12 protein-coding genes are annotated in these 15,130 nt (G+C 66.4%); 4 read left to right on the forward strand and 8 right to left on the reverse strand.

The features are described 5' to 3' along the window. Positions 1 to 2: 2 nt before the first annotated feature. From sufB to ACMGFH_RS08340, 4 genes are all read right to left on the reverse strand, one after another. Positions 3 to 1,433: a Fe-S cluster assembly protein SufB gene (gene sufB / locus ACMGFH_RS08325; RefSeq protein ID WP_415382509.1), complete on the reverse strand. Its 1,431-nt coding sequence runs from the start codon at positions 1,431 to 1,433 to the stop codon at positions 3 to 5. Positions 1,434 to 1,479: 46 nt separating this feature from the next. Next, entirely contained in the window at positions 1,480 to 2,412 is a 933-nt protein-coding gene (locus tag ACMGFH_RS08330; RefSeq protein WP_415382510.1) for an ABC transporter ATP-binding protein, read from the reverse strand. 132 nt (positions 2,413 to 2,544) lie between these two features. Next, positions 2,545 to 4,560 (reverse strand): ATP-binding protein, encoded by a 2,016-nt coding sequence (locus ACMGFH_RS08335; RefSeq protein ID WP_415382511.1) that lies wholly within the window; start codon positions 4,558 to 4,560, stop codon positions 2,545 to 2,547. A gap of 127 nt (positions 4,561 to 4,687) precedes the next feature. Continuing rightward, the gene (locus tag ACMGFH_RS08340; protein ID WP_415382513.1) at positions 4,688 to 7,420 is read right to left on the reverse strand and encodes a DNA-directed DNA polymerase; all 2,733 of its coding nucleotides are present in this window, start codon (positions 7,418 to 7,420) and stop codon (positions 4,688 to 4,690) included. 128 nt (positions 7,421 to 7,548) lie between these two features. Between ACMGFH_RS08340 and ACMGFH_RS08345 the strand changes: the two genes are divergently transcribed. The 3 genes from ACMGFH_RS08345 (at position 7,549) to ACMGFH_RS08355 (ending at position 8,730) form a co-directional block, all read left to right on the forward strand. Beyond that, positions 7,549 to 7,755 (forward strand): hypothetical protein, encoded by a 207-nt coding sequence (locus ACMGFH_RS08345; RefSeq protein WP_415382515.1) that lies wholly within the window; start codon positions 7,549 to 7,551, stop codon positions 7,753 to 7,755. 69 nt (positions 7,756 to 7,824) lie between these two features. After that, complete coding sequence (locus ACMGFH_RS08350; RefSeq protein ID WP_415382517.1) at positions 7,825 to 8,211, forward strand: hypothetical protein; 387 nt, start codon at positions 7,825 to 7,827, stop codon at positions 8,209 to 8,211. 81 nt (positions 8,212 to 8,292) lie between these two features. Further along, the gene (locus ACMGFH_RS08355) at positions 8,293 to 8,730 is read left to right on the forward strand and encodes a hypothetical protein (RefSeq protein ID WP_415382518.1); all 438 of its coding nucleotides are present in this window, start codon (positions 8,293 to 8,295) and stop codon (positions 8,728 to 8,730) included. Positions 8,731 to 8,817: 87 nt separating this feature from the next. On the opposite strand, the gene rad50 is transcribed toward ACMGFH_RS08355, so the two are convergent. The 3 genes from rad50 to ACMGFH_RS08370 all read right to left on the reverse strand — a co-directional run bounded on the left by rad50 (position 8,818) and on the right by ACMGFH_RS08370 (position 13,325). After that, positions 8,818 to 11,520 (reverse strand): DNA double-strand break repair ATPase Rad50, encoded by a 2,703-nt coding sequence (rad50, locus tag ACMGFH_RS08360; RefSeq protein WP_415382520.1) that lies wholly within the window; start codon positions 11,518 to 11,520, stop codon positions 8,818 to 8,820. Continuing rightward, on the reverse strand, positions 11,517 to 12,893 hold the full coding sequence (mre11, locus tag ACMGFH_RS08365) for a DNA double-strand break repair protein Mre11 (RefSeq protein WP_415382521.1): 1,377 nt from the start codon (positions 12,891 to 12,893) through the stop codon (positions 11,517 to 11,519). The genes rad50 and mre11 overlap by 4 nt, the downstream gene beginning before the upstream one ends. Before the next feature lie 165 nt (positions 12,894 to 13,058). Continuing rightward, positions 13,059 to 13,325, reverse strand: coding sequence for a MarR family transcriptional regulator (locus ACMGFH_RS08370; RefSeq protein WP_274323523.1), 267 nt, complete (start codon positions 13,323 to 13,325; stop codon positions 13,059 to 13,061). Positions 13,326 to 13,572: 247 nt separating this feature from the next. On the opposite strand from ACMGFH_RS08370, the gene pan1 reads away from it, so the two are divergent. Next, positions 13,573 to 14,784, forward strand: a complete 1,212-nt coding sequence (gene pan1, locus ACMGFH_RS08375; protein WP_415382522.1) for a proteasome-activating nucleotidase Pan1 — start codon at positions 13,573 to 13,575, stop codon at positions 14,782 to 14,784. Between the two features lie 17 nt (positions 14,785 to 14,801). Here the strand turns inward: pan1 and ACMGFH_RS08380 are convergent, their stop codons facing one another. Further along, positions 14,802 to 15,002: a hypothetical protein gene (locus tag ACMGFH_RS08380; RefSeq protein WP_415382523.1), complete on the reverse strand. Its 201-nt coding sequence runs from the start codon at positions 15,000 to 15,002 to the stop codon at positions 14,802 to 14,804. Positions 15,003 to 15,130: the final 128 nt, after the last annotated feature.

The raw sequence follows: 15,130 nt of genomic DNA on the forward strand, positions 1-15,130 counted from the left end.
GGTTACCCGAGCGAGCCCTCCATCTCCAGTTCGATGAGGCGGTTAAGCTCGACCGCGTACTCGATGGGCAGTTCCTCGGTGATCGGCTCGATGAAACCGGCGACGATCATCTGCTTGGCGTCGTCGTCGTCGAGGCCGCGGCTCTGGAGATAGAAGACGTCCTCGTCGCCGATCTTGCCGACGGTCGCCTCGTGGGCGACGTCGACGTCGTTCTCCTGTATCTCCATGTAGGGCATGGTGTCCGACGTCGACTGGTTGTCGAACATCAGCGCGTCGCACTCGACGTTGGTCTTCGATCCCTTCGCGCCGTCGGCCATGTGGACGAGGCCGCGGTAGTTGGTGCGGCCGCCGTCCTTGGCGATGGACTTCGACTCGATGGTGGAGTTCGTGTTCGGCGCGTTGTGGTAGACCTTCGCGCCGGTGTCGATGTCCTGCCCCTCGCCGGCCATGGCGATGGTGATGTGGTTGTCGGTCGCGCCGGGGCCCTTGAGGATGGTGCTCGGGTAGAGCATCGTCGCCTTCGAGCCCATCGAGCCGGACACCCACTCCATGGTGCCGTCGGCCTCGCAGATGGCGCGCTTGGTGTTGAGGTTGTAGGTGTTCTTCGACCAGTTCTGCACCGTGGAGTACTGGACGTGAGCGTTCTCACCGACGAAGACCTCGACGCCTCCGCTGTGGAGGTTGAACGCCGAGTACTTCGGGGCGGAACAGCCCTCGATGTAGTGGACCTCGGAGTTCTCCTCGGCGATGATGAGCGTGTGCTCGAACTGGCCCATCCCTTCCGAGTTCATCCGGAAGTACGCCTGGACGGGCATGTTGACGGTCGTGTCCTCCGGGACGTAGACGAACGACCCGCCGGACCAGACCGCGCCGTGGAGCGCGGCGAACTTGTTGTCGCTCGGGGGGACGCACTTCGTCATGAAGTGTTCCTTGACGAGGTCTTCGTGCTCCTGGACGGCCTTGTCCATGTCGCAGAAGATGACGCCCTTCTCCTCCCAGCGCTCCTGCATGTTCTGGTAGACGATCTCCGACTCGTACTGAGCGCCGACGCCCGAGAGGGCGTTCTTCTCGGCCTCCGGGATACCCAGTTTGTCGAAGGTGTCCTGGATCTCTTCCGGAAGATCCTCCCAGTCCTCCGCGCCGCCGCGCGTCTCGATGTCCGGGCGGATGTAGGGAACGATCTCGTCGATGTCGACCTCCGAGAGGTCGGGCTGGCCCGGCCAGTCGGTCGGCATCGGCATCTCCTGGAACTGCTCCAGGGCGCGCAGGCGTCGCTCGAGCATCCACTCGGGCTCGTCCTTGTCCTCCGAGATGAGACGGACCGTCTCCTCGGTCAGTCCCTTCTCGGTCTCGAAGGCCGACTTCTCCTCTTTCTTGAACTCGAATCGGGCCTCCGTGTCTGTCTCTTTGAGATGGTCTTGGTCTGAACTCATTGTTGTGTAGTGGGTTTGGTGTGGAGCCGTAAGACGCTGTTCACGCTCAGGCCGCCTCGTAAACTTCCTCGCGGACCCAGTCGTACCCCTCGTCTTCGAGGGTCTCGGCCAGTTCCGCGCCGCCAGATTTCGCGATCTCGCCGTCGAGCATGACGTGGACGTAGTCCGGCTCGACGTAGTCGAGGATGCGCTGGTAGTGGGTGATCTGCAGGATGCCCGCGCCCTGCTCGTCGCGCAGCGCGTTGATGCCCGTCGAGACGTCCTGCAGGCGGTCGATGTCCAGCCCGGAGTCGATCTCGTCGAGCACGGCGATGCTCGGCTCGAGGATCGCAGCCTGGAGGACCTCGTTCTGCTTCTTCTCGCCGCCGGAGAAGCCCGCGTTGAGATAGCGGTTGGCGAACTTCTCGTCCATGTCGAGCTGCTCCATCTTCTCCTGGAGGATCTCCTGGAACTCGGCCACGCCGACCTCGCCCTCGTCGGCGGGGCCTTCCATCGGCGAGGTGTCGTAGCCGGCCGCGTCCTCCTTGGTGTCGCCTCCGGCCTCGGCCTCCTCTTCCTCCGCTTCCTCGTCCTCGAAGAGCTCCTCGCGCTCCTCGAGCTTGGCGTTGAGCGCCGTCCGCAGGAAGTTCACCATCGTGACACCCTCGATCTCGGCGGGATACTGGAAGGCGAGGAAGATGCCCAGCGCCGCGCGCTCGTTCGGTTCGAGGTCGAGCAGGTCCCAGGTCTGGAGGTCCGCGGGAACTTCGATGTCCTCGAACTCGTCTTCCTCGATGTGGAAGCGGACCTCGCCGCCCGTGACCTCGTAGGCCGGGTGGCCCGCGATGATCTTCGCCAGCGTCGACTTCCCGGAGCCGTTCGGCCCCATCAGCGCGTGGATCTCGCCCGACTCGACTTCCAGATCCACGCCCTCGAGGATCTGTTCACCGCCCTCCTCTGCGACTTTCGCCTGCAGGTTGTCTATTTCGAGTACAGCCATGTGTTTCGGTCATCCTAAACGAGGGTACTGTCGCTGATAATAGTTTCGAGTTTTCCTGGCTGTCTTCGCCATTGCGAAAAATAAGTTTTAGAATCCGTAACACACGTCTGCGGAGCGTCGAGTCCCGGCGATTCAGTCGGTCTGCGGTTCGGCGAGCGAGGTGACGGTGACGTCCTCCACGACAGCCGTCGTGGGGTATTCCGGAGAGAGGCTGGAGACGGCGATCCCCACGAGTACCTGCTCGTCGAACTCGACCTGTCGCTGGTCGACCGCGTACCAGTCTATCCCCCTTCGGGAAACCGAACACGTGACCGTGTCGCCGACGCGTTCGATCCGGTAGTATTCGAACCGGTCGGCGTCGTCGCCAAGTAGCTGCGACCGGCCCACGGTCCCGGGGCGCCCGCGCCAGAGCACCTCGGATCCCTGCTTCGCAGTCGCACCGACGTGTCCGTAGGCGCAGTCCTCGTCGGTCCCGCTCCTGATCATGAACCCGGCCTTGCTGTAGTCGATGACCGGTTCGACGTCGCGCACGCGCCCTTCGATCCGAACGTCGCCCGGGACTCGCGTGAACACGTAGTGAAAGCCGTTCTCGTGCTGCCAGATGTTGGTGCCGTCGGACTCGATCGTCCATCGGTCCGCTTCGGCGTCGTACGTTCCGCGGTCGCCGGCCGTGACCGTCCCCACGTCGACCGCCTCGTCGAGTTCGTGTGGCGCGCCGGCGATGGTCGGCCCCGGGTGTTCGGTCACGAGCATCGCGTTCCGGAACTCGAATCGGGCGCCTCCGGACTCGCTCTCGGTGACGGCGAGGTCCCACTCGTTGTCGGTCGCGATCTCCGAGACGATCGCCAGTCCCGACCCGCTCCCCGATTCGGCGGTCGTGTACCCCTGTTCCGTGACCGCGTCGCGTTCGCTGGACGGGATCCCGGGGCCGTCGTCGGCGACGTAGAACCCGTCCGCGAGGGGCCCGACTCTGACGGTCACGTCATTGTCCCCGTGTTCGACGGCGTCCTCAGGAGCTTGCGACTGAGGGCTCGTCGAACCGTGTTCGACGGCGTTTTTCAGGAGGTTCTCGAACAGCGGGCGGATATCGGCGTCGGCGGCACGGATCGCGGCACCGTCGGGAAACGCGACGTCGAGGGTCGCCGACCCGGTATCGATGGCCGCCCACACGTCGGCGACCGTCGGAGTGAGCGGCACCATCCCCGCATGGCTGTCGATACCCGTCCCGGCCTGCGAGGTCTGTCTGAGGTCGTCGAACATCTCCTCCATCCGGTCGAGCGCCTCATGGATCTTCTCGAGGGCGACCTCGTCGTCGTCCTGTTCGCGAGCGATCTCCAGGAAGCCCGAGGCAACCTGCAGCGGATTCTTCAGGTCGTGGTGCGCGTGCGAGACGAAGTGCTCCAGCCGCTCGATCCTGCGTTCGAGCGTTCTGATGCGCTCTTTCAGTTCGGTGATGTCCACCGAGATGCCGACGAGCCCCGTGATGGACCCGTCCTCGTCTCGCAGCGGTACTTTCGTCGTCCGCAACGTGATGGGGACCTCCTCGCCGTGGTGCTGTATCTTCTTGCGGATCGATTCCCCCGTTTCGATGACCCGCATGTCGTCCCGGTACGTTTCGTCCGAATCGAAGGGATGGTCGTCCCCGAAGATCTCCCGGTCGGTCTTTCCGTACTGCTCCCCGGGCGGGACACCGCCCTTGACGTCGGCGACTTTCACGTGACGCGCCTGGTCGTCCTTCGCGTAGAGCGCGACGTCGAGGTCCGACAGCATGGTGTCGAGAATCGCGCTCTCCGTGGCGCGGGCCCAGCGGTCCTGGTAGGTCTCGACCGCATCGGTCATGGCGTCGACGAGATGATCGTGTAGTCCGTCGACTCGTGGGACGTACCTCGCTCCCGCTGCAGCGGCGGCGGCGACGGTGCTTTCGTCACCGTCCACCGGGCAGTAGAGGATGGGGACATCGAGCTCGATGCTCGACAGGAACTCGATGACCCCCTCGTCGGCGTCTCCGACCGCGATGCAAGCGCTCTCGTCCCCATCGATGCGGTCCCGTGCCGCCGCGAGCGACTCGGCGACCGCCACCTCGGCCCCTTCGCAGGCCTTCGCCGCACGGACGAGGGCCTCGCGCCCGGACTCGTCCGATGCGACCACGAAGATAGTCGACGGTCTCCCGAGAGCTAGCTCCATCGGTTAATGACGTCTCTAAAGCCCTCTGCATCAAAAGTCTACGGGCAGTATTTCACCCCGTGATACCTCGGGAACGGCGGCCGCCGCCGCGCTACATGAAGCTCTCGAGGCCGGTCTGCTCCTGGCCGCTCTTGACCTCTTCCCAGGAGATGTCGAGCGCTTCGAGGACGCGCGCGATGGGTCCCTTGAGCGTCTTGTCGAGCATCTTGTCCCAGTCGACCGCGAACTCCTCGGGGACCTGGTCGGCGTAGTCGAAGCAGATGACCCCGTCGCCCGCGGCCACTTCTCGCTTGAACGCGCCGTACAGCGGGTCCTCCGCGGGGTCGAGGTCGAGTTCCGCCTCCACGCGCTGGAAGAAGTCGGGGTGGACCGTGTCGAGGTAGAGCCGCTTGGGCTTCGACCCGCTGGCGAAGTTGGTCCCCAGGAGGAGGTTGGCGTACTTCGCGCCGCGGACCTGCGCGGTGTCGGTGTCGTAGTTGTCGAGTTTCTTCCCGATCCCACCTGGAATACCCACGTCGTCGAGACTGACGTTCCCGGACTGGTAGTCCTCGATGACGTCGTGGACGTAGTCTTTCACGTCTTCGAGGTCCTCGCCGTGGACGATCATCTCGATGACCTGCAACTGCACTTCCTTCGTGATCGGCGCGATGTCCGAGCGCTGGTACTCGAAGCCCGTGATGTCGATGTCGTCGACGTCCTTGCCCTCCTTCCAGACGATGTGGCCGGCGTAGCGCTTCTTCTTGCCCGCCTGGAAGAACCGTCGGTAGAGCTTCTCGAACTCGATCTGGAAGCGGTGCGAATCGGCGTTCAGCTCCTCGCGGGCGAACTCGTCGTAACGCGCGTTGATGTGCTCCTCGATCTCGAACGAGCGCTCGATGGCCTCGTCTTTCGGCGTCTCACCGCCGAGTTCGAGCATGACCGAGTCGGTGTCGCCGTAGATGACCTCCTTGTCGAGTTCGTTGGACGCCTGCTCGGTGAAGCTGATGACCTCGCGGTTCGTCGAGGTGACGCCGGCGCTCATCTCCCGGTCGTAGAGGCGGAAGCGGTCCCAGCCGAACACCCCGTACAGCGAGTTCATGATGACCTTTACCGCGGCCTGCTGGCGGTCGAACCGCTCGTAATCCTCCGACCCGGGGTCGTTGTCGTTGCGCAGCGCTTTCTTCTCCTCGCGCTCTTCGAGGAGTTCGTCGACCATCTCCCGGATGATGCCGTCGGGCTCCTTGCGGAAGTGGACGCCCGTGGGCGTGCGGTAGGTCTCGCCGTCGAACGTCTCAGGGTCGACCTTCGTCTCCGGCGAGGCGTTGATCGTCGTCATCGACATCGGGTACAGGGACTTCAGGTCCAGCACCGACACGTTCTCCCGGACGCCGGTGATGGGATCGAAGACGGCGCCGCCTTCGAACTCGTCGGTGGCTTCCTGCTGGCCCTTCGAAGGGAGCGCGAACTCGCCGTAGGCCTTGTGGAGGACGTACATGTCGACGGCGTCGCCCGCGGTCGGGGCGTCCTCGATCTTACAGCCGACGAGCTTGCGCGCCTCGTCCCAGAAGGCGATGATGTCCTGCTTGCGGTCGAGTTCGACGCACAGCTCCACGTCGCGGAGGTTGTATTCGAGCAGGCGCTCGGGGTCGTCTTCCCACAGGTCGCCGATGTCGCCGGGGTACCGTTCCTTGCCGACGCCCATCTCGACCTCGCCGACGGCGTCCAGCCGGTAGGACTCGAGTTCGCTGAACTGCGTCGCCTTGTACGCCCGCAGGAGGTCGAAGACGACCCGTCCCTTGATGTCCGGGCCGTTCCAGTCCGAGCGCCAGACCTCGTTCACCCGGGAGAGCCGGTCGATGTCGAGGTCGTAATCGTGGGTCGGGCCGGCCAGTTCCTCGACGCGATCCAGGAAGTACGGCGCGTCGAAGTCCGCGAAGTTCCAGCCCGTGAGGATGTCGGGGTCGGTCTCCTCGACGTACTCGATGAAGGCGTCGAGCATCTCGGCCTCCTCGTCGAACACGCGCACGTCGGCGTCGATATCGCTCTCGATCGGGTCGTACGCTTCGAGGGCGGCGGGTCCGTCCACACCGTCAGGGGAGTTGTATAGCCAGTTGACGTACTCGTCGCGATAGGAGTCGTGGGAGGTGAGACAGACGATGGTCTCCTCGCCGTCCTCGGGGAAGCCGTTGCGGTCGTCGACCTCGATGTCGAACGTGTTCACCCGGGGAGTGGCGTTGGCGTCGACGGCCTCGACCTCCTCGTGGGGGATCCGGATGGTGCCGTCGTCGGTCCGGCGTTCGGGCACGCGGACGCCGCTCTCGATGTCCTTGTCGATGAGCAGGCGGTTCGGGAAGAGGATGTCCGCCTCGTAGTGGTCGAACTCGTCGCGGATCTGCCCGACGTCCCGCGGCGTGCGACCGATGATCTTCGCGAGTCGCTCCCCGCGGATGGATTCGAAGGGCTCGCCCTCGGGGTCGGTCTCGCGGTAATCGATCAGGCCGTCGTACTGGGCGATGCGTTCGTCGTCGACGTTCTCGATGGGGGCGTAGAAGTACGGCTCGAAGTCGTACACCTCGACGTGCTCGATATCCGGCCGGCCCTCGTCGGTCTCCCGGCGGCCGAAGACGTGGACGACGGGGAACTCCTCGTCACCGCTGTACTCGACGGTGTAGTCGACCTGTGTGACCGTCAGCGTGACGCTGCCCTCGGCCTCGGGGAACCTGGCCGAATCGGCGTCGACCACCGTCGCGACCTCGCCACCGCCGTCGTCGCCGGCGACGTGGGCGGCTTCCTCGGCGGGCCGGTCGTCGCCGGCCCCGAAGTCCCCGAACTCCGTTTGCTCCATGATGGTCCCGCTTGGCGGCCGCCGATTAAAATAACCGCGGTCTGCCCGGTCGGTCTCGGGGACGTCGCCGCGTCGTCGTTGCAGGCAGAAGATACTTGACACACTGTCACAAACCCCGGCACGAAGCCATGACGGACCACACGACGCAGCGCGACGTGTTGGACAGTGGCGACAGCGAGTCGACGGCGGGCGTGCGAGCGGCCCCAGCCGACACAGTCGGCGTCGCCGCGACGGACGCCTACGAGGTCGACGACCGCGTGGTCCTCTTCGACGTCGAGAACCCCCTCGCGTGGGTCGAGTCCGACGACGCCCTCGCGCTCGGCCAGATGGCCTGAACGGCCCGCGATTCGGCGGCGCTGCACCGAGTGGGAACCCTTTTTGCCGCCAGTCCGCAACCGCCGGGTGTGTCGAACGACGCGGACGGGGATGCAGAGGACGAGGGCGGCCTGCTCGGCGACGCCGAGCGCTTCGAGTCCTCGCTCGGTCCCGACGTCCCGGAGGTCGAGGTCCCGGAAGTCGAGATCCCGTCCGTGCCGGGGGCCGGCGACGCCGGCGAGACCGACGAGGCGGACGCCGACGCGCTGGACGTGGACGTCGACCCGGAGGTCTCGCGGACGTTCTGGCGGCTCGTCCTCGTCTTCGACGTGGCGCTGCTCGCCATGTCGCTCGGCCCGATGTTCGTCTTCTTCCGGGGCGACTGGGACACCGGCGGCCCGCTGTTCGTCCTCGGCGCCGTCGCGTTCGCCTACGGCGTCCGCGAGTATCGGCAGTACCGCTACGGCGACGAGTAGTTCCGCGACGACGACGCCCGATCGGACGGGCTCGCGTGTTCGACCGGAACGGCTAACCCCGCGAACCCGCTACGGGCGGCCATGCGAACGGTCCGCGACGAGTCCGGGCGGCGATACCTCTTGCTCAAGGAGTCCGGCGACTCCTCGCGCGTCCGCGACCCGGAGACCGGCGAGGAGCGCCACGTCGCCAACGACCGACTGGAGCCCGTCGAGGGCGAGTCCCCGCTGGAGACGGCGAGCCGAGCGGTCCCGGGACCGGTCCGCGCAGTCGTCGGCGCGGTCCACGACGACCGGTCGCTCGGCCTCCTGCTGGAGATCGACGCCCGGAGCCCCGTCGACGTGCGGACGCTCATGGGCGCCGTCGACCTCTGCGAGAGCGACCTGCACGGCCTGCTGAGCGAGTTCCGGGCGGCCGGTCTGATCGCCGAGACCGACGTCGCGGGCGTCCGCGGCTACGAGACGACCGAGCGGGGCAGCGCGGGCCTGTCAGCGCTCGTCGACGCCGACGACGCGGACTGAGGACTCGGCGAAGCGTCGGTCTCGACCGCTGTTCTCGCCACCGTCGCTGCCGCGACCATCTGAAACCCTCGGAAAACAGCCCGTCGTTCAGTCGTCGGCTTCCAGCTCGACTTCGGCGAGTCGGTCCTCGGGCGCTTCGCGGACGACCGTCGAGCGGTTCGTCGTCGAGTCCTTCTCGACGCGGACGAGGTCGTCGGCGGCGCCGACGAGCTCCTCGTCGTGGCTGACGACGAGGATCTGCTCGACGCCGTACTCGCGCATCGCCTCGACGAGTTCGACCAGCTGTGAGACGTGCCCGGAGTCGAGGAAGACGGTGGGCTCGTCGAGGATGAGCGGCGGCATCGGCGCGGCTCCCTCGATGCCCTCGGCGAGCAATCGGTAGATTGCACAGCGGAGGCTCAGGTTGAACAGCGCGCGCTCGCCGCCGGAGAGCTGCTCGGGGTCGAGCGGTTCGCCGTCCTTCTGGTAGACGGTGAGTTCGTAGTCGCCCGAGAGTTCGATGCGAGCGTAGGAGTCGTTCTGGTAGACCAGATCGAAGATCTCGTTCAACATCGCCTGCAGGCTCTCGACGTTGCGCTGGCGGAGATCTGCCCGGAGGTCGCCGTACATCCGCTGGAGCTGCTCGGTCTCCTCGTACAGCGAGTCGAGCCACGCGACGCGCTCGGCGAGGTCCTCGCGGCGCTCGCGCAACGATTCGAGCTCCTCGATCTCGTTCTCGACGCCGCCGATGGCCGACTGGAGGTCGTCGCGGCGCTCGCGCAGCGATTCGAGCTTCGCGTCGGCCTTCTCGACGTAGTCGGCTGCCGTCTCGCGCTGGTCACGAGCCTGCTCGATGCGGTCCTCGTCGAACTCCTCCCGGAGGTCCGACCGTCGCTCGCGCTTCTCGGCGAGTCGCTCGCGGCGTTCGTCGTTGGTCTCTTCGAGGTGCTCGCGGCGCTCGCGCAGGCGCTCGACGGCGTCGGTCGCGTCCGCGACGGCGTCGAGCAGGTCCTCGACGCGCTCCAGTCGCTCGCGGCGCTCCCGGATGCTCCCGCGCTCTTTGTTGATCTCGGCGACGCGCTCGCGGCACTCCTCGGCGGCCTCCTCGCGCTCGGCGGCCGTTTCGCGCTTCTGCTCGGCCTCTGCGTCGAGCTCCTCGGCCTCCTCGCGGAGTTGCTCGACCTGCTCGACCTTCTCCTCGACGGTCGCCTCGCGCTGCTCGACGAGCTGCTCGACGTTCGAGCGGTTCGTCCGGCACTCCCGTATCTCGGACTCGGTCTCGACGAGGTCCTCCGCGCGTTCGAGCCGGTCTTCGAGCGTCGACTGCCGCTCGCGAGCGGATTCGAGTTCGGCTTCCAGTTCCGCGAGTCGCTCGCGGTCGTCGTCGATGGTCTCGACGTGCGGCGAGTCGTCCACGTCCTGTCCGCACTCGGGACACTTGCCCTGGTCGAGCAGCTCCTCGGCTTCCTCGATCTGCTCGCGCTGGTTCTCGACGTCGGATTCGAGCCCAGCGACCGTCTCGCGGGCCTCGCTGAGTTCGTCGGCGACCTCCTCGCGGAACGACGACGCCTCGCCGAACTCGACCGGCGCGTCCGCGAACTCGGCTTCGAGCGCCTCGACGCGCTCGCCGAGCTCGTCGATCTTCTCGCGGCGGTCCGCGAGCGACTCGCGCGTCTCGGCCACGTCGGACTCGAACTCCGCGGCCTGTTCGCGTTTCGCGTCGGCCTGGGAGTCGAGGTCCGCGGCGCTCTCCCGGAGGTTCTCGGCCTGGTTGGTGTGCTCGGTCACCTCGGAGGTGACCTCGTTGAGGGCCGACTGCAGTTCGTCGTCCCGCTCGGCGAGCGCGTCGAGCCGGTCGTCGACGGCGTCTGGACTCGGTGGGTCTTCAGCGTCGCCGTCGAGTTCCGTCTCGGGTAGCAGGTCACCCAGTTCCTCGCGGTGTCCCTCGCGGGTCTCGCGGTGTTCGCTCATCTCCTCGGCGAGGTCCTCGCGGTCGCGCTCGGTCGCGGAGATCTGCTCGCGCAGGTCCTCGATGTCGGATTCGAGGTCGCCGAGCTCCTCCCGTTTCTCCTCGTAGGATTCGAGGATCTCGGCGGCCTGGTCTCGCGTCTCGACGGCCTTCTCGCGCTGCTCCTCGAAGCGGTCGATCTCGGCGGCGACCTCCTCGTTCTCGGTCCGCAGGTCGTTGAGCCGGGCGTGGAGCTCCTTGTCCTCCTTCGTCTCGATCTGCTCGTCGAGTTGCGTGAGGGCGCCTCGCTTGTCGTCGCGGACGCGGCCGACCCCGACGCGGGCGTCACTGGCGCGCTCGCGGTAGTCTTCGAGCTTGCCCAGCTGGAGGAGCGAGTCGAGCATGTCCTGGCGCTGGGCCGGCGAGGCGTTGATGAGCTTGTTCACCTCGCCTTGGCGGACGTACGCGCAGTTGACGAACGCCTCGGCGTCCATGCGGAGGAGGTCCTCCACGTAGGCGCGGACATCGCGGGCGCCCTCTATCGTCGCGTCCGGCGCTTCGAGGACGCACTTGGCGGTCGTCGGTTGGTCGCCGGTCGCGCGGACGCGTCGCTCGACGTGATAGGAGTCGCCCCCGTGGGCGAACCAGAGTTCGACCTCCGTGTCGTCCGCGCCGATGGTGACCACGTCGCCCAGGTTCCCGTCCAGCCCCTTCGAGCCGTACAGGGCGAAGAAACACGCCTCCAGCAGCGACGACTTGCCGCTGCCGTTGAGCCCGTGGATGACCGTCACGCCGCGGTCGAGGCGCAGATCCGCGTCGTCGTAGCACTTGAAGTTCGAGAGTCTGACGCGCTCGAACCTCACAGGTACTCACCCATCGTTACCTGGTCTTCCGGGTCGCCGTTCGGCGCCGCGCCCTCATCCAGATCGTCGTCTGCGTCCTCCGAACCGCCGTCCGTCGTCGGTTCCGGCTCTGACTCCGTCGCGGGCTCGTCCCCGTCGTCGCCCGGTCCGGCGGACTCGTCGGCGGACTGTTCTGATTCCTCGGCGTCGCTCGATTTCGCGGGCCCGCCGGTGTCATTCAGCGCTTCCGGCTCGTCGCCGTCATCGTCGGGACCGAGGTCTGCCGACGCGAACTCGTCGGGGTCGCCCTCCTCGACGAGGTCGGCGACCTGGGACTGGACCACCTCGTCGACGTTCGAGTCGGCGACCTTGCTCGCGCGGACGGTCTCGTCGAGCGAGCGGGCGGCGCTGCTCAGACCGAGTTCACGCACGCGCTCGCGAACCGCGTCGTCCGGGTCGGCGAAGGTGACCTCGCGTTCGGTCTCCTCGGGCGTCTCGCGGCGGTCGGTGACCCGAGCGACGAGCGCCCCGCGGTCGAGCGCGAACTCCTCGACCGCTGCGGGCGTGACCGGGTCGCCCTCGCCGTCGATGGTGACGACGACCACGGCGTCCTCCACGTCGTACTCGTCGACGCGCTGGCGGACGCGCTCGACGGCCTCGCCCTCACCGAGTTCCAGGTCCACGAAGACGAACTCGCGGGTGTCGAGACCACGGCGGCGGACGTCCACGTCGCCGTCGAACGTGACGAGGTTGTACCCCCGCTCGGCGCGTTCGGCGGTGCTGGTCCGCTCGGTCGACCCGCAGTAGGTCACCCAGGTATCGTCGACCTCCGCGGTGTCGGCGTGGTGGTTGTCGCCGAGGAGGAGCGCGTCGAACTCGACGTCGGCCGCGGCGAATATCTCCCGCGGGTCCCACTCGCCGAAGTCGAACGGTTCGAAGAGGCCGTGAGTGACCAGCGCGGCGTGGTCGCGGTCGTGGTCGTCGCAGTCCATCTCGAAGCCCTCGCGCTGGGAACGCGGGACGAAGTCGAGGCCGTAGAAGGCGGTGTCACCGACCGCGACCGGTTCGGGACCGAGGCGGGTGGCGAGGCCGAGCGACTCGAACAGATCCAGCCACTGGGCGTCGCGTTTGCCCTCGTGGTTGCCGACGATCGCCAGGAAGGGCACGTCGGCGTCGTCGAGGGTCCGCAGGACCGAGAGCGTCCCCATGATGTCGTCGAGGGTCGGCCGCCGGTCGTGGAAGAGGTCGCCGGCGTGGACGACCGCGTCGACGTCGTCTGCGACCGCGTCGTCGACCACCTGCCGGAACGCGTCGAGGAAGTCCCGCTTGCGTTCCGACCGGTGATACTGCCGGTACCCGAGGTGGGTGTCCCCGGTGTGTATCACGCGCGTCATCTGTCACCGGCTACGAAACCCCCGCCTAAAGAGGTGTCGCGAGCGCGGTGAAAGTGTTCTCGGACGGTACGGTCGAACTACCGGACGAAACAGGCGACTCAGGCGGAAAGACGGTCGAGCCCGGACCGGGTCGACGCGAGCGAACGACGCTCGCGTCGGCGCCGATCACTCGATGTCGAGCGTGTAGATGCGCTTGCGCGCGTCCGCGAAGGAGAACCGAGAGCTGACGACGTCTACGTCCTCGAGGCGGTTGAGGGCGTAGCGAACCGTTCGCGGCGGAAGCAGCGTCTCTTCCGCGAGTTGACTCTGGGTCAGTGCGTCGTTGTACTCCAGGGTTTTCGCGACCAGCTTCGCGCTGGGCGGCAGGTCGCGAACGGCGTCCCAACCGTCCGCTGCCGGCGATTCTGGCTCCGCAGACTCGGGCGTACTCATCTCAATTGCAGCTTCTGGATACAGCCTAATAATATTTCCCGTTTCAAATTATTACCTCAGAGAATCAATCGGCAAGAAGCGTGACAGTCGGACGCGGGACGACCGTTCTATGTTCCACGGTAACACATAACTCTCGTTTCGCGAGGAAACCGGGAGACAGCGCTCGTGCGGCCGTGGACGTGTCGGAACGGCAAGCAACCCGAACGACCCGAAACCTCTTATTATCTCATCCGCTAGCAGGGGTGTAATGACCGACACCGTGGACGAGGTGGACCTGCCGTACGACGACGACGCCTCTCAGCAGGACAAAATCGAGGCGCTCGAAGAGCGGCTGGAGGTCCTCGAATCCCAGAACGAGGAGATGCGCGACAAGCTCCTCGACGCGAACGCCGAGAACAACAAGTACCAGCAGAAGCTGGAGCGGCTGACTCACGAGAACAAGAAGCTCAAGCAGTCGCCGCTGTTCGTCGCCACGGTGCAGGAACTCACCGACGACGGCGTCATCATCAAACAGCACGGCAACAACCAGGAGGCCATCACCGAGGTCACCGAGGAGATGCGCGACGACCTCGAACCGGACTCCCGCGTCGCCGTCAACAACTCCCTCTCCATCGTCAAGAGCCTCGAAGACGAGACGGACGTCCGCGCTCGCGTGATGGAAGTCGACCAGTCGCCCGACGTCACCTACCAGGACATCGGCGGCATCGAGGACCAGCTCGAAGAGGTCCGCGAAACCGTCGAGATGCCCCTGCAGAACCCCGGCATGTTCGAAGAGGTCGGCATCGACCCGCCGAGCGGCGTCCTGCTCCACGGCCCGCCCGGCACCGGGAAGACGATGCTCGCCAAGGCCGTCGCCAACCAGACCGACGCGACGTTCATCAAGATGGCCGGCTCCGAGCTCGTCCACAAGTTCATCGGCGAGGGTGCCAAGCTCGTCCGCGACCTGTTCGAGCTGGCCCGCCAGCACGAGCCGTCTGTCCTGTTCATCGACGAGATCGACGCCATCGCCGCCAAGCGGACCGACTCGAAGACCTCCGGCGACGCCGAGGTCCAGCGCACGATGATGCAACTGCTCTCGGAGATGGACGGCTTCGAGGACCGCGGCGAGATCCGCATCATCGCCGCGACCAACCGCTTCGACATGCTCGACCGCGCCATCCTCCGCCCCGGCCGCTTCGATCGCCTCATCGAAGTCCCCAAGCCGGACATCGAAGGCCGCGAACAGATCTTCCGGATCCACACGCGCAACATGAACCTCGACGAGGAGCTCGACTTCGAGAAGCTCGCCGACCTCACCGGCGAGGCCTCTGGCGCCGACGTCAAGGCGGTCTGCACCGAAGCCGGGATGTTCGCCATCCGCGACGACCGGGTCGAGGTCCGCATGCAGGACTTCCTCGACGCCTGGGACAAGATCCAGGCCGAAGAGGAGGAAGAGGACGTCTCCCGAACGTTCGCCTGATCGGCAATTCCACTCGGCTACTCGGTTTCGGTTCCCCCGTCCACTTTCTGGTCGACGAACGTGTTCACCTGCCTGAAGAGGAGCACCACGCTCAGGAACGCCGCCGCGAGCGCGACCCCCAGAGCGGCGAGGCCGCCGCCCTGCACTCCCAGGGAGAGCGCCGCGATCCCGGAACGGGCGCTCGCCTGCACGAACCAGAAGAACGTGCGCGCGATCACACCCCACTCGTGAGAGGTCTCCTAACACGTCACCTGTCGATCACTCTCGGCGGATAGTTATCGGTCACACTGTACTGGACCCGGGCGGCTCGTCCCGGCCCGCAGTGCGGCGCGGCGGCGCCAACGAT

Source organism: Halosimplex rarum, assembly GCF_047715405.1.
Taxonomy (GTDB): Archaea; Halobacteriota; Halobacteria; order Halobacteriales; family Haloarculaceae; genus Halosimplex; species Halosimplex rarum.

Coding starts and splice junctions, on each gene's coding strand:
- ACMGFH_RS08355 (WP_415382518.1), top strand. CDS start 8,293: ATGCGAACGGTCCGCGACGAGTCCGGGCGGCGATACCTCTTGCTCAAG.
- ACMGFH_RS08340 (WP_415382513.1), bottom strand. CDS start 7,420: ATGGAGCAAACGGAGTTCGGGGACTTCGGGGCCGGCGACGACCGGCCC.
- sufB (WP_415382509.1), bottom strand. CDS start 1,433: ATGAGTTCAGACCAAGACCATCTCAAAGAGACAGACACGGAGGCCCGA.
- pan1 (WP_415382522.1), top strand. CDS start 13,573: ATGACCGACACCGTGGACGAGGTGGACCTGCCGTACGACGACGACGCC.
- mre11 (WP_415382521.1), bottom strand. CDS start 12,893: ATGACGCGCGTGATACACACCGGGGACACCCACCTCGGGTACCGGCAG.
- ACMGFH_RS08370 (WP_274323523.1), bottom strand. CDS start 13,325: ATGAGTACGCCCGAGTCTGCGGAGCCAGAATCGCCGGCAGCGGACGGT.
- ACMGFH_RS08330 (WP_415382510.1), bottom strand. CDS start 2,412: ATGGCTGTACTCGAAATAGACAACCTGCAGGCGAAAGTCGCAGAGGAG.
- ACMGFH_RS08345 (WP_415382515.1), top strand. CDS start 7,549: ATGACGGACCACACGACGCAGCGCGACGTGTTGGACAGTGGCGACAGC.